Source organism: Streptomyces sp. NPDC096205 (assembly GCF_044763135.1).
GTDB lineage: Bacteria > Actinomycetota > Actinomycetes > Streptomycetales > Streptomycetaceae > Streptomyces.
Genome location: NZ_JBIWFS010000011.1, coordinates 21,785 through 36,247, shown reverse-complemented (window position 1 = coordinate 36,247; position 14,463 = coordinate 21,785). Strand labels below are relative to the sequence as shown.

Below are 14,463 nucleotides of genomic sequence, written 5' to 3'. Positions count from 1 at the left end.
CACTCACATCATGTCCACCGTCACCCCCGCCGTCGTCGGCATCGACTTCGACAGCATCCCCTGGGAGAAGTGGCACAAGCCCGGCGCCGACGGCCGGGTGAAGATCGCGTACACCGGCGGGTACCGGGTGCGCCTGCTGGAGCTCCCCGCGGGCTTCAACGAGCTCAAGTGGTGCGAGCACGGCCACCAGGGATACGTCCTCCAGGGCGAGTTCACCATCCACTTCGACAACCGCTCGGTGCCCTGCCGTCCCGGCATGGGCTTCATCATCCCCGGCGACGAACGGCACCGCTCCCAGGGCTCCGACACCGAGTCCACCGTCGTCTACGTCGTCGACCAGGTGCCCGCGCCATGAGCGGCACCGACAGGATCGAGGAACTGCGCGTCTCGATCGACGCACTCGACCGGAGAATCGTCGCCCTGCTCGCCGAACGCACCGCGGTCGTCCGCGAGCTGACCGAGTTCAAGCAGGACGAACAGGCGGTCCGCTCACCCCAGCGGGTGGAGCAGGTGATCACCAAGGTGCGCGATCTGGCCGACGCGCAGGGCATGCCGCCCGCCATCGCGGAGGCCGTGTACCGCACGCTGATCCGCGAGCTGACCGACCTTCAGCTGCGGCGGCTCGCCGAACGCCGGGCCGCCGCAGCGCCGACCGCGGCGAACGGAGCGGCATGACCCGCCGCGGACTCGCCGATCTGCGCACCGCGCTCGCCGGGCTGGACCCGCTGCCCGGCGAGCTGGTGCGGGTCCGGGAGGAGGTCCCGGCCCGGTTCGGGGTCACCGCCCGGTACGCGAAGTGGGCCGGGACACCCGCCCCGCCGCCCACGGGCCCCGGCCCCGCCGTGCTGTTCGAGCGAGTGGCACCCAGCGGCGGCGCGGCGGCCCGCTCGGTGCTCATCGGCCTGTACGGCAGCCGCCGGCGCGCCGCGGGACTGCTCGGGTTCACCCCTGCCGAGATGGCCCACCGGCTGCTCGACGCCGTGGCCTCACCGGTGGCGCCGTCGTACGTCCCCGAAGGGCGGGTTCAGGCCCGCGACCTGCTCGCACCCGATCTGACAGCGCTGCCGATCCCCGTCCTCACCGACGAGGACGCCGGGCCGTTCCTGACGCTCGGCGCGGTCCTGGCCACCGACCCGGACACCGGTGTGCGCAATCTGTCCGTGCACCGCATGTGTGTCCAGGGCCCCGACCGGCTCACCATCTGGATGGTGCCCGGCCGGGACCTGGAGGCGGCCGGGCAGGCGGCACGCCGCCGGGGCGAGAACCTGCCCGTCGCGATCCACCTGGGCCTGGGCCCGGCCCTGCTCCTCGCGTCGTGCTGCCCCACCTCCCTGGTGCCGGCGGGCGTGGACGAGCTGGCGGTCGCGGGCGCCCTCGGCGGCGCACCCGTCGAACTCGCCCGGTGCCGGACCGTCGACGCGGAGTACGTCGCCCACGCCGAGTACGTCATCGAGGGCGAACTCCTCGCGGACCTGGCCCCGGAGAACCCGAACGGCCCGTCCGCCACCCCCGAGTTCCTCGGTTACCAGGGGCGCGCGCACCCTGCGCTGCCCACGGTGCGCGTCACCGGGATCACCGCACGCGACGGGGCGATCCTGCAGACCGTCTCGGGCCCCGGTCACGAGCAGTCGGTGCTGCTCGGCTTCGGCATGGAAGCCGCGGTCCTGGACCGGCTGCGCCGCCTGGGAGCACCGGTCGGTGCCGTGCACTGCCACACGGCGGGCGGCGGGCAGCTCATGGTGGTGATCCAGTGGAAGGCCAAGCGGTCGGATGCCGACGACCTGCTGGTCCGTGAGTCCGCCGAGTCGGTCCTGGAGACGTTCCGGATGGCCAAGCTGGTCGTCTCGGTGGACGAGGACGTCGACGCGGAGTCGGACGCCGACCTGTGGTGGGCGATGGCCACCCGCCTCCAGGCGGACCGGGACCTGACCGTCCTGCCCGACCGGGAGGGCTTCCCGCTCGACCCGACGCAGTCCACCGCCTACTCGGACAGCCTCTCCGCCGACGGGCGGACCGCGAAGGCGCACTTCGACTGCACGGTGCCGTACGCACAGCGCGCCCGCTTCCGCCGGCCCCGCTTCACCGAGCCCGAGGCGACACCGGACGCCGCGGTGCCGCCCTCGCGGATCAGCGGCCCCTCGCCTCGCGCACAGCGCCGGCCAGCAGGGCCACGCCCTCGGTGATCCGGGCGGTGGGCAGCGCGGCGTAGCCGACCAGGAACGTCGGTTCGGCCGGCGGGTCGAGGACGAAGTAGCCGGACGCGGGGTACACCCGGACCCCGCGTCCGGCCGCCCGCTCCACGATCTCCTCCTCCGGCACGCCGCGCGCCCCGGTGAAGCTGATCAGGACATGCAGTCCCGCCGCCTCCCCGGAGATGCGCACCTCGGCTCCGAAGTGCTCGTACAGCGCCTCCAGAAGCCGCCTTCTGCGCTGCCGGTACAGCCGCGTCATCCGGCTGATGTGCCGGGCGTAGGCACCCGTCGCGATGAAGTCGGCCAGTGCCTCCTGCGTCACGGTCGGGGTGAGCCGGTCGGTGATCCACTTGATCCCGAGGAACGGCTGCACGAGGTGCGGCGGCAGCACCGCGTAGCCGATGCGCAGCGCCGGGAACAGGGTCTTGCTGAAGCTGCCGACGTAGACGACGGTGTCGCGGTGCCGCTCGGCGGCGAGCGCGGGCAGCCGCTCCGCGGTGAAGGTGAACTCGTTGTGGTAGTCGTCCTCCAGAACCGTCGCACCGCGTTCGTGGGCCCAGGCGATCAGGGCGCGGCGGCGGGTCTGCGACATGATGAAGCCGGTGGGGAACTGGTGCGACGGCGTCACGTACACCAGCTTCACCTGCGCCGGATCGTGCCCGTGGGCGCGCACCCGGTCGTCGATGTCCGCGACCCGCAGGCCCTCCTCGTCGACGGGGACGGGCACCACGGCGGCGTCGGAACACCCGAAGACCTGCCGCAGGACGGTATGGCTGGGGTCCTCGATGACCACCACGTCGCCCGGCCCGACCAGCATCCGCACCAGGATGTCCAGCGCCTGGGTGGCGCCACCGGTCACCATGATGTTCTCCGGGGCGGCGTCGATGGCCCGGCTCTGCCGCACCAGGGCGGCGATCTCGGCGCGCAGGGCCGCCGAGCCCTCGGCCGGGCCGTAGCCGAGCGCGGCGGTGTCGGCCCGCCCGTACGCCTCGTGCATCGACTGCCGCCACCGGGCGACGGGGAACGCGGCGAGCGCGGGCGTGCCGTGCCGGAAGTCGAGGACGTTGCCGGGACGCCGCAGAACGGGCGGCGGCTCCCACGGCTGCCACAGCGGGTCGCCCTCGTCGGTGGGCCGGGGCGGTGCGGGAACCGGCTGTACGGGCCTGGAGCGGGCCGCCGTACCGGTGCCGAGGTCCACCGAACCGCTGGTGGGCAGCTCCGCGACCCGGGTGCCCGAGCCGCGCCGGGCGGTCAGGACCCCTTGGGCCCGCAGCAGTTCGTAGGCCCGGATGATCACGGTCCTGGAGACGCCCAGCTGTTGGGCGAGTTCACGTGAGGCGGGCAGGGCGTCGCCGGGGCGCAGCCGTCCCGCGCGCACGAGCGCGGTGACCTGGTCGCACACCTGCTGCTGCAGCGTCGTACCGCTCACCCGGTCCAAAGTGATGAGCAGATCGGTGGATCCCACGCCGTTCCCCCCGTCCCCGCGCATCGCGTACGAGAACGCGATGTCCGAGGAGTAACCCCTAGGGCCTGTCTTCCGGATCATGCCGGCGTCGCGGGGTCTGGCACGCACATCTGCGGCGTTGTCGTCGGTTGCCGACGCTCTGCGTCGACGCCCTCCTCCGCCTTGCAGCTGCACGCACCAGACCCCGCTCGGCTTGGTCGAGAAGCGCAGTCCCTTTTAGCCGACCTGATCCGGAAGACAGGCCCTAGTCGCACCCGACGCTACCACTCGCTGTCACGAAGGGCGGCGCGTCGAGCCCTGCGGCGCCCGCGACGATCGCCCGCGTCCCGGATCAGAGCCCGGCCAACCCCTTGGCCAGGGCCGACAGCCCACCCGCCAGTGCGAGCAGCAGGACGAGCTGCCGGGCGCGGCTCTCCGGGACCCGGTCGGAGAGCAGCTTGCCGATGAGCCCACCCGTGATCATGGCGGCCACGGCCGTCACCCACCCTGTCGGGCCCAGCCGCGGAACGCCGTTGGCCGCGAGGGAGAAGGCGTTCACGACGATGCCGTAGAACTGCGCGTTCGGTACGAACTCGTGGACGCTCCAGCCGGCGTTCATCGCATACAGGGAGAGCGGCGGGCCGCCCAGGCCGGCCGAGGCGTTCATGAACCCGCCTGCCGCGCCGGCGGTGACGGCCCCCCGGGTGCCGATCAGGGCGGGCATCCGCAGGCCGCGCAGCGCGAGCAGGACGGCCAGGGTCACCACGAGGCCCATCCCGACGAGCAGGGCGGGCAGGGGGAGTCGGGCGGCCACCCACGTCCCGGCCGGGACCGCGCAGACGGACGCGGTCACCAGCGGCACCATCGCCCGCAGCCGTACCCGCTGCCGGCCCCCGGCCAGTCCGACGGCACTGATGGCACCGGCCGCGCAGTTGGCCAGGGCGACACCCTGGGACGGGCCGAGCAGCAGCACGAGCGCGGGAACGGCGACGAGCGCGAAGCCCATCCCCGTCAGCCACTGAACGCACGCGCCCACCGTCACGACGACCCCGAGAAGGAACGGGTCCATGGACGGTGTCTACCAGGAGGGCGTAGACGCTGTCTACGCGCTGCGGTGGGGAAGGCCGGCCCCTCGGGCGGCCCCGAACTCCCTCTATGATGCAGCGGTGTTCGACTCCCGGCACGTGAGAACGTTCCACGAAGTGGTCCGGACCGGCTCCTACTCGGCTGCCGCGCGCACCCTCGGTTACACCCAGCCGGCGATCACCCAGCAGATGAAGGCGCTCGAACGGGACGTCGGCATGCCGCTGTTCGTGCGGGTGGGCCGCGGGTTACGCCTCACCGAGGCGGGCGAGACGCTGTCACGGCACGCCGACGACATCCTCGGCTCGCTGTCGGCGGCGCAGGAGCAGATGAACGCCCTGGCCCGGCTGCACGCCGGACGGGTCCGGGTCTGTGCCTTCCCCAGCGCCAACTCCACGCTCCTGCCGGAGGCTCTGGCCCGACTGGCGGCGGACCACCCGGGCATACGCGTCGATCTGCTGGAGAACGAGCCGCCGGAGTCTTTGCACCGCCTGGCGCAGGGGGAGTGCGACATCTCCCTGGCGTTCACCTACCCGGGGCTGCACGAGCAGGTCCCGGAGGACCTGGTCGAAACTCCCCTCTTGGAGGACCAGTTGACGGTGCTGCTGCCCAGCAGGCACCGGCTCGCCCGGCGCAGGGTCGTCAAGCTCACCGACCTCGCGGGGGAGCGGTGGATCGCCGGCTGTCCGCGCTGCCGCGCCAACCTGCTGCACGAGTGCGAGGGGGCGGGCTTCGTCCCCGACATCGCCTTCACCACGGACGACAACCTCGCGGTGCAGAGCCTGGTGGCGGAAGGGCTCGGCGTCGCCATGGTTCCCGCGCTGATGCTGACCTTCATGCACCGCGCCAAGGTGGCCGGCCGGCCGCTCCAGCCCGCTTCCCGGCGCAAGGTCTCGGCCTACGTCCTACGGGAGCACCTGCGTGTTCCCGCCACGGCGCTGGTCCTGAAGGAGCTGAAGACGGTGGCCGCCGGCAAGACGGGTTGTTGACCGCACAACCCATAAGCGTTCCTTGGGACATGCGAAGAAAGTGTCGTTGGACGTGATGGCAGGCGCGGTCCGACGCTTGCTGCATGACTTCCGCGCCGACCGCTCCGGGTGCCTTCACCGCGGCCCCGGCCACCGACCGTCTCGAAGCCCTCCTCGCCGGCATACGACAGGACGTCGCGCGAGGCCTCCCGCCCGACCTGACCGCGCACCTCGTCGGCGAACGCCTCGCACCCCACCTGGGCGCGCCCGACCTGCTCACCGACGAGCAGCAGCTCAGCGATCCGGCCCGGTACCGACAGCACCTGCTGCACGCGGAGCACGACGGGAGCTTCTCCGTCGTCGCGCTGGTCTGGCTGCCCGGTCAGGGAACCACCGTCCACGACCACGTCTCCTGGTGCACGACGGGGGTGCACCAGGGCCAGGAACGCGAGCGGCGCTACCGGCTCCTCCCGGCGGCCGACGGCTCCGCCAGGCTCGTCGCCACCGCCGACGCCCTCACCGAACAGGGCGAGTTCTGCGGCTTCGCCCCTCCCGGCGACATCCACCGCGTCTGGAACGCCGGCCCCGCGACGGCGATCTCGCTGCACGTCTACGGCGCGGACATCTCCCGCCTCGGCAGCAGCGTCCGACGCGTCTACCAACTGCCCGCCGACTGCTGATGGCCCTCCTCAGGGAGCGTCCTGGGCAACGTGACCGCGTGCGCGAAGCGCCCGCCCTGAGCCCGGGACTCCTCCTCGCGGCCTGCGCCCTATGCTTCGCCCTCGCCGTCCACCGGCTGCTTCCCGCCGTACCGCTGCTCACCGCCGCCGTCGTGCTCGGCGTCCTCGCCGCGCACCTGCCCCGGCTGCGCTCGGTGGTGCGGGGAGCCGCCCGCCCGGGACTGTCGTACGCCGGAAGGCGGTTGATGCGGGCCGGCATCGTCCTCCTCGGGCTGCAGCTCGGTCTCGGGGACGTGGCCGGCATCGGCTGGGCCACCGTCGCCATGACGCTGGCCGTCGTCATGGCCACACTAGGCGGGACCTGGTGGCTGGCCCGGCGACTGGGGCTGCCGGGGGACCAGCCCCTGCTGATCGCCGCGGGGTACGCGATCTGCGGCGCCTCGGCCATCGGCGCGGTGGGGGAGGCGAGAGGCAGCGACGAACGCGACGCGGCGACCTCCGTGGCCCTGGTCACCCTCTGCGGGACCCTCGCCATCGCCGTACTGCCCCTGCTCCAGGGGCCCTTGGGGCTGGGCGACGTCGCGTTCGGGCGCTGGGTCGGCGCGAGCGTGCACGACGTCGGCCAGGTCGTCGCCACGGCGCAGACCGCCGGTGACGCGGCCCTCGGTGAGGCGGTGCTGGTCAAGCTCATGCGGGTGGCGCTGCTCGCGCCGCTGGTCGCCGCCGTCGCGCTGTCCGCGCGGCGCCGCAGCCGTGCCGCGGCCGGGCCTGTCGAGCCCGGGCCTGTCGAGCCCGGGCCTGTCGAGTCCGGGCCGGTTGAGTCAGGCCGCAAACGGGCGCCGCTGGTACCGCTGTTCATCGTCGGCTTCCTCGCCGCCGTGACCCTGCGCAGCACCGGCCTGCTGCCGACCCCCGTGCTGGACGCGGCCCACACCGGACAGGAACTCCTGCTGGCCACAGCCCTGTTCGGGCTCGGCAGCGCGGTCGACCTGCCCTCCCTCACCCGAACCGGCGCACGGACGGCCCTGCTGGGCCTGACGGCATGGCTGGTGGTGGCAGGCGTCTCCTACGCCGGGGTGCTGCTGGTCGCACGGTGACGTGCCTCGGCAGCACCACCGCCGCGCCCGCCGGCGGCCTCTTCGCGTTCACCTGAGGGAACACCAGGTGCTGGGAAGAGTTCCCCTCGTTCTCACAAGTGGCTTAGATCACGGGGCAGTTTGAGCACCTTCCAGGCTCAGTTGTGGCAACTTGTCACGATTCTCGCTCACTTTCTCCCCATTACTTTTGCAACAGCGTCACACAGGTGGCGCACAGGGAACTCACAAGAGACCGAGAAGGCATGACGATCCACATACCCGGTCCCAATGAACGGGGCCGGCCTTGGTCCGGGAGGACACTCAGCGCCGTGGCGGGGGGTGTTGTCCTCACCCTGGCCGTCTCGCTGCTCGACGCCACAGGCACGGCGTTCGCGGCCGACGCGGACAAGGCCGCCAAGGAGCCCAGGCCCGCGGTGAAGCAGGCCGCCGACATCCCGTCGGCCCGCGTGGCCGCGCGACTGTCGGGAAGGCGCGTCGAGGCGCTCTCCGAACGCACCGAGACGTCGACGACGTGGGCGAACAAGGACGGTTCGCTCACCACCGAGCTCACGGCCGGCCCGATCCGCTACCAGGAGAACGGCCGCTGGCACCCGGTGGACCTCACCCTGGTCGAGCAGGCCGGCGGCGCGGTGGAGCCCGTCGGCCATCCCAACGGACTCCGGCTCAACGCCGGCGGCGGCGCGAAGGCCCGCTCGCTGCGGGACACGGCCACCGCAGTGGCACGCGACCTCGTGACCCTGGGCGAGGGCGACCAGCAGATCACCCTGCAGTGGAAGGGCGGCCTGCCCAAGCCGCGGCTGGACGGCACCCGCGCCACCTACGTCAACGCCGTACCCGGCGCCGACGTCGTCGTGGAGGCCACCCGCACCGGCTACGAGCAGTACGTCGACATCCGGCAGCGCCCGGCGACGAGCGGCTACACCTACACGCTGCCGCTGAAGGCCAAGGGCCTGAAGGTCAAGCAGCAGAAGGACGGCAGCCTCCTCTTCACCGACAGGAAGAACAAGCGGCGGGCCGTCATGCCCGCCCCGGTGATGTGGGACGCGACCACCGACAAGGTCTCCGGCGAGCACACCCATCGCGCGAAGGTCGGCCTGAAGGTCGTCCAGCGCAAGGGCTCGGTCGACCTGGTCCTCACCCCGGACGCCGCCTTCCTCGCCGACCCGAGGACGAAGTACCCCGTGACGGTGGACCCGTCCACCTCCGCGCTGAGCAACGTCTTCGACACCTACGTCCAGCAGGGCGAGACCGTCGACTGGTCCGCCGACACCGAGCTCGACCTGGGCAACCCGGGTACGAAGAACGCCGACGGCACCTTCCGCACGGCCCGGTCGTTCATCTCCTGGAACACCGCGCCGATCGCCGACGCGCTGGTGATGGACGCCAAGCTCTCGCTGTGGAACTTCCACTCCGGCAACTACACCGGCTCCTCGTGCCCGAACCAGCCGTGGGAGGTGTGGTCCACCGGGGCTGCCTCGACCTCCTCGCGGTGGACGGCTCAGCCGTCGTGGATCGCGGAGAAGGCCACCTCGTCGGAGACGCGTGGCAACGCCTCCTGCAGCACGCAGCCGGACGGCTGGATCAACGCGAACGTCACCACGCTGGTGCAGGAGTGGGCCTCGGCGAAGGCCGCGAAGTCCCACCTGGGCCTGCGCGCCTCGGACGAGAACGTCACCGGGCAGTGGAAGCGCGTCAACTCCGCCAACGCCGCCGCCAACCCGCCGAAGCTGGTCGTCACCTACAACTACCGGCCGCGCACGGGGACCAAGCAGGAGGCGGGCCCGCCGTACTACTCCTACAGCGGCGCCTACGTCGTCAACACGCTCACCCCGACCCTGCGCGACACCTTTGTCGACCCCAACGGTGACAAGGTCAACGGCACCTTCCAGATCTTCGACGCCGTCACCAACACCCAGGTCGGCAACGTCATCGTCTCGCCGTGGGTGAACTCCGGGCAGGTCGCCTCGGTGACCGTCCCGGCCGGGGCGCTGACGAACGGCAAGACGTACAAGTTCCGCACCTCGCCCTACGACGGCACCCACTACAACCTGGGCTGGTCGGAGTGGAAGACGTTCACGGTCGACACCACCGCTCCCTCCGCTCCCACCTCCGTCACGTCGACGGACTACCCGTCCACCGCGTGGGTCAAGGGCGCCGGGCAGAGCGGCACCTTCACCGTCACCCCCAACGGCACCGACCACAACTGGCTCGAGTGGTCGCTGGACGGCCTGACCTGGACCAAGGTCTCCACCGGCGGCTCCACCGCCGCCAAGGCCATCGCCGTCACCCCGCCCAAGGACGGCACCCACACCCTTCAGGTGCGGCAGGTCGACAAGGCCGACAACAAGTCCGAGGCCGTCGACTACACCTTCCACGCCGGGCCGGGCGGCTTCGTCCAGCCCGACGAGGGCGAGCGCACCGCACGCCGTCTGCCGCTCGTCGCGGAGGCCGACGGATCGAAGTACGACAACGTGTCGTTCTCCTGGCGCCGCTCCGAGGCCGACCCGTGGGCGCAGATCCCCGCGGCGCACGTCACCTCCGGCGGCACCCCGCTGACGGCATGGCCGGTGCCTCTGACGGCCGGCCGCAACGCCCAGCTGGTGTGGGACGCGACCAGCACGGTCGACCCGGACGGCACCGTCCAGATCAAGGCCGACTTCACCGGCCCGAACAGTGCCTCAGGCAGTACGCAGCCGCTGAGCGTGGTCGTCGACCGCACCGCCTCCGGCGCCGCGACCGACGAGATCGGCCCCGGCCAGCTGAACCTGCTGACCGGTGACTACACCCTGTCCGCCACCGACACCACGCACTTCGACCTGTCGGTCACCCGCACCGCGTCGTCCCGCAAGCCGGACGCCGGCGCGCAGCAGTCAGGCCAGGTGGCCATCTTCGGCAAGGAGTGGGTGTCCGGCACGGCCGCCGAGGCCACCGACTCCGACTACTCGCACCTGCGCAGGATCTCCGACACGGCCGTCGCCGTGGTGGACCTGGAGGGCGAGGAGATCTCCTTCACCGCGAACGCGGCGAAGACCGGCTGGATCCCCGAGCCCGGCTCCGAGGAACTGACCCTCACCGGCAGCGTGACCGGCAGCTTCACCCTCTCCGACACCGAGGGCACCGTCACCGAGTTCACCAAGCCGGACCCTGCCGCGACGACCTGGCAGGTTTCCAGCGCGCTGATGGACGGCCTGGCCCAGACCTCCACGACCGTCGTCTCCGAGACGGTGACGGCCGACGGCAAGACGCTGGCCCGCCCCAAGCGCGTCATCGCCCCGACCTCGGCCGCGTCCGCCGCGACCTGCACGGCCACGCCGGCCACGAAGGGCTGCCGTTCGCTGGAGTTCGTCTACGCGACGAGCACCACCGCGACGACGACCGCGCTCGGCGACTTCACCGGCCAGGTGAAGGAGATCCGCCTGTGGTCGACCGACCCCGGTGCCGCCTCGGCGACCTCCAAGGTCGTGCAGACCTACCGCTACGACGCCGCCGGCCGGCTCACCGAGACGTGGAACCCGCTGATCAGTCCCGCGCTGAAGACGCAGTACGCCTACGACACCGCGGGCCGCGTCACGCAGGTCACCCCGCCCGGCCTGCTGCCGTGGACGTTCACCTACGGCAAGGCGGGCTCCAGCAGCGCGGCCGGTGACGGCATGCTGCTCAAGGCCTCGCGTCCCGCGCTCAAGCAGGGCACCCTCGACGTGATCGAGGGAGAGGCCGCCACCAGCGTCGTCTACGACGTGCCGCTGACCGGCACCACCGCCCCGTACAAGATGGGCGCCTCCGATGTGAAGGCATGGGGCCAGACGGACGCGCCGACCGACGCGACCGCCGTGTTCCCCGCCGATGCCGTCCCCGCGTCGAACGCGGGCGGCGCCCTGACCGCCACGTCCTACCAGCGGGCGGACATCACCTACATGGGCGCCTCGGGCCGCGCGGTGAACGCCGCGACGCCCGGCGGGCACATCACGACCAGCGAGTACGACCGCTTCGGCAACACCGTCCGCGAGCTGACGGCGGCCAACCGGGACCTCGCGCTCGGCACCACCGCCGCGGACCGTGCCGCACAGGCCGAGCTGGGCATCGCCTCGCTCGCCTCGTCCGAGCGCGCCGACCTGCTCACCACCAAGTCCGTCTACAACGACAACGGCACCCGTGAGCTGGAGGAGTTCGGCCCGCTGCGGCGCGTCGACCTCACCGCGGACCTGAAGTCCGGAACCACCACGCTGGTCGCGGCGGGCTCGCCCGTCACCGCCCGCAGCTGGACGGTCAACGAGTACGACGCGGGCCGCCCGACCGACGGCACCGCCAAGGTGAAGGACCAGGTCACCAAGGTCACCACCGGCGCCCAGGTGCGTGAGCACCCCGCGGTGCACGGAGAGACCCGGGTCGTGCAGACCGTGTACGACTGGGCCAAGGGCCTGCCGGTGAAGTCGATCCAGGACCCGGCCGGCCTGGCGATCACCACCACGACCGAGTACGACGCGCTGGGCCGCGTGGTCAAGACGTACAACACGGGCAGCACCGGCGCCGACGCGGGCACCGTGGTGACCTCGTACTGGTCCGCGACCGGCACCGGCACCTGCGCCGGCCGCCCGGAGTGGGCCGACCTGGTGTGCTCGACCGGACCCGGTGGCGCCATCACCGGCGGCGGCAGCAACCCGACGCAACTGCCCACCACGACCACCCAGTACGACTGGTGGGGCAACGCGACGATCGGCACCGACACCGCGGGCGGCGTCACCCGCACCACGACCACCACGTACGACGCGGCCGGCCGCCCCGTCACCGTGAAGGTCACCGGCGGCAGCGGCCAGGCCGTCCCGGACGCCACGACCGAGTACGACCCGGCCACCGGTGAGGAGATCCGTACGACGTCGCCGACCGGCGGCACCATCACGCGGGTCTACGACAAGCTCGGCCGGCTCGCCTCGTACACCGACGCCGACGGCGGGAAGACCACCACCGAGTACGACCTGCTCGACCGGCCGGTCAAGGTCGGCGACACCGTCCCGTCCAGCGTCACCTTCACCTACGACCACACCGTCGAGCCGCGCGGCCTGGCCACGAAGGCGACGGACTCCGTCGCCGGCGTCTTCCAGGCGACGTACGACGCGGACGGCTCGGTCGCCACGGAGAAGCTGCCCGGCGGCTACACCCTCACCCAGACCGAGGACACCACCGGCGCCGCGGTCGACCGCACCTACACCCGCGACAGCGACGGCACCGTCGTGATGTCCGACGCGGTCACCGAGTCCGTACAGGGCCAGACCACCAGCCACGCCGGCTGGTCGGACCAGACCTACCGCTACGACGCCGCCGGCCGCCTCGTGCAGGTCGACGACACCGTGGACACGGTCTGCACCCGGCGCACCTACGGGTTCGACAAGCACAGCAACCGCACGTCCCTGACCAGCGCCGCCTCGGCGCCCGGCCTGGACTGCCCGACCACCGGAGGCACCAGCAAGACCTCGGCGTTCGACAGCGCCGACCGCATCACCGATGCCGGATACGTCTACGACGCGTTCGGCCGCACCACCTCCCTGCCGGGCGGCGTGAGCGTCGGCTACTACACCAACGACCTCGCCTACCAGCAGACCAGCGGCACCAAGCGGCAGACCTGGACCCTCGACGCCGCCCTGCGCTTCCGCGGCTGGACGGTGGAGAGCAACAGCGGCGGGACCTGGTCGCCGACCGAGAACAAGCTCAACCACTACGACGGCGACAACGACAATCCGCGCTGGATCGTCGAGAACACCGCCACCGGTGCCCTGACCCGCAACGTGGACGCCCTCTCCGGGAACCTCGGCGCGGTCACCAGCGCCACCGGTGACACGGTGCTGCAGTTCACCGACATCCACGGCGACGTGGCGTTCCAACTCCCGCTGAACGCGGGCGAGGCGCCGATCGTCCTGGACACCGACGAGTACGGCAACGCGCGCGACAAGCAGCAGGCCGTGCGCTACGGCTGGCTGGGCGGCAAGCAGCGCTCCAGCGAGACGGTGGCCGGCTTCACCCTGATGGGCGTACGCCAGTACAACCCCGCCACCGGCCGGTTCCTGTCGGTCGACCCCCAGCGCGGCGGCAACGCCAATGCCTACGAGTACTGCTCGGCCGACCCGGTCAACTGCTTCGACCTGGACGGCAAGTGGGGCTGGAAGAAGTTCTTCAAGAAGGCCAAGCGCTGGGCCTGGCGCAACAAGTGGGACATCGCGCTCACCGCGGCCGGCTTCATCCCCGGCCTCGGCGCCGCCGCCTGGGGCTACCGCGCCTACCGCGGCTACCGCGCTCTGCGGGCCGCCCGGGCCATCGGCCGCAGCTGCCGCTGGAACTCCTTCCTGCCCGAGACGCCCGTCGTCATGGCCGACGGCAGCACCCTGCCGATCAGCCAGGTCGAGGTCGGCGACCTGGTCCAGGCGGTCGACGAGATCACCGGTGAGACCACCGTCTCCCCGGTCTCCGACGTGATCATCGGTCACGGCACCAAGGATCTCGTCACCCTGTCCGTGGACGCGGACGGCGACGGCCGGTCGAAGAAGATCACGGCGACCGCCAACCACCCGTTCTTCGTCCAGGGCCGCGGCTGGATCGACGCGTTCCAGCTGACCCCCGGCTCGCGCCTGTCGAACCCGACCGGTTTCGCGCCGACGGTCACGGCCACCAGCCGCACCCAGGCGGTCCGGACCGTCTTCAACCTGACCGTCGCCGGCAGCCACACCTACTTCGTGGTGACCGACGGCCGGTCGGCGCTGGTCCACAACTGCGCCCGGTACATCCCGAAGAAGCGCAACGTACTGAACTGGTGGCACCCCACCCGGTTCAGCAGCAAGGCAGCGGCGGTCCGCCATGCCAAGCAGGTCGCCAGGACCGGCGGCCGCTGCCGCTACCGCGGTCCGTGCGGCTCCGGCAACCACGTCCACGTCGACTTCATCAACCGGTTCGGACGGATCTTCCGCACGAACCACTACCGCTGGTGAACACCGCGGACGTGAACCGGGAGAA

Annotated in this window: 9 protein-coding genes; 7 read left to right on the top strand and 2 right to left on the bottom strand. The window is 71.8% G+C overall.

What is annotated here, in order from left to right; all coding sequences use genetic code 11:
- Positions 1-10: 10 nt before the first annotated feature.
- The 3 genes from ACIQ6Y_RS34170 to ACIQ6Y_RS34160 are packed head-to-tail and all read left to right on the top strand — an operon-like array spanning position 11 to position 2,183.
- The gene (locus tag ACIQ6Y_RS34170) at positions 11-355 is read left to right on the top strand and encodes a cupin domain-containing protein (RefSeq protein WP_404045209.1); all 345 of its coding nucleotides are present in this window, start codon (positions 11-13) and stop codon (positions 353-355) included.
- Entirely contained in the window at positions 352-675 is a 324-nt protein-coding gene (locus ACIQ6Y_RS34165) for a chorismate mutase (RefSeq protein WP_404045208.1), read from the top strand. Before ACIQ6Y_RS34170 ends, ACIQ6Y_RS34165 begins: the two co-directional genes overlap by 4 nt.
- Positions 672-2,183 (top strand): UbiD family decarboxylase, encoded by a 1,512-nt coding sequence (locus ACIQ6Y_RS34160; RefSeq protein WP_404045205.1) that lies wholly within the window; start codon positions 672-674, stop codon positions 2,181-2,183. The genes ACIQ6Y_RS34165 and ACIQ6Y_RS34160 overlap by 4 nt, the downstream gene beginning before the upstream one ends.
- On the opposite strand, the gene ACIQ6Y_RS34155 is transcribed toward ACIQ6Y_RS34160, so the two are convergent.
- Together ACIQ6Y_RS34155 and ACIQ6Y_RS34150 are read right to left on the bottom strand one after the other, a co-directional pair.
- On the bottom strand, positions 2,128-3,657 hold the full coding sequence (locus ACIQ6Y_RS34155; RefSeq protein ID WP_404045202.1) for a PLP-dependent aminotransferase family protein: 1,530 nt from the start codon (positions 3,655-3,657) through the stop codon (positions 2,128-2,130). The genes ACIQ6Y_RS34160 and ACIQ6Y_RS34155 overlap by 56 nt on opposite strands.
- Positions 3,658-3,988: 331 nt before the next feature.
- Positions 3,989-4,705: a TSUP family transporter gene (locus tag ACIQ6Y_RS34150; protein ID WP_404045200.1), complete on the bottom strand. Its 717-nt coding sequence runs from the start codon at positions 4,703-4,705 to the stop codon at positions 3,989-3,991.
- 97 nt (positions 4,706-4,802) lie between these two features.
- Here ACIQ6Y_RS34150 and ACIQ6Y_RS34145 point away from each other — a divergent pair, with 97 nt between their 5' ends.
- The 4 genes from ACIQ6Y_RS34145 to ACIQ6Y_RS34130 all read left to right on the top strand — a co-directional run bounded on the left by ACIQ6Y_RS34145 (position 4,803) and on the right by ACIQ6Y_RS34130 (position 14,438).
- On the top strand, positions 4,803-5,708 hold the full coding sequence (locus tag ACIQ6Y_RS34145; protein WP_404045197.1) for a LysR family transcriptional regulator: 906 nt from the start codon (positions 4,803-4,805) through the stop codon (positions 5,706-5,708).
- A gap of 83 nt (positions 5,709-5,791) precedes the next feature.
- Positions 5,792-6,367: a cysteine dioxygenase gene (locus ACIQ6Y_RS34140; RefSeq protein ID WP_404045194.1), complete on the top strand. Its 576-nt coding sequence runs from the start codon at positions 5,792-5,794 to the stop codon at positions 6,365-6,367.
- Positions 6,367-7,464, top strand: a complete 1,098-nt coding sequence (locus tag ACIQ6Y_RS34135; RefSeq protein ID WP_404045192.1) for a YeiH family protein — start codon at positions 6,367-6,369, stop codon at positions 7,462-7,464. The genes ACIQ6Y_RS34140 and ACIQ6Y_RS34135 overlap by 1 nt, the downstream gene beginning before the upstream one ends.
- Positions 7,465-7,706: 242 nt before the next feature.
- The gene (locus ACIQ6Y_RS34130) at positions 7,707-14,438 is read left to right on the top strand and encodes a polymorphic toxin-type HINT domain-containing protein (RefSeq protein ID WP_404045190.1); all 6,732 of its coding nucleotides are present in this window, start codon (positions 7,707-7,709) and stop codon (positions 14,436-14,438) included.
- The last annotated feature ends 25 nt before the right edge of the window (positions 14,439-14,463 follow it).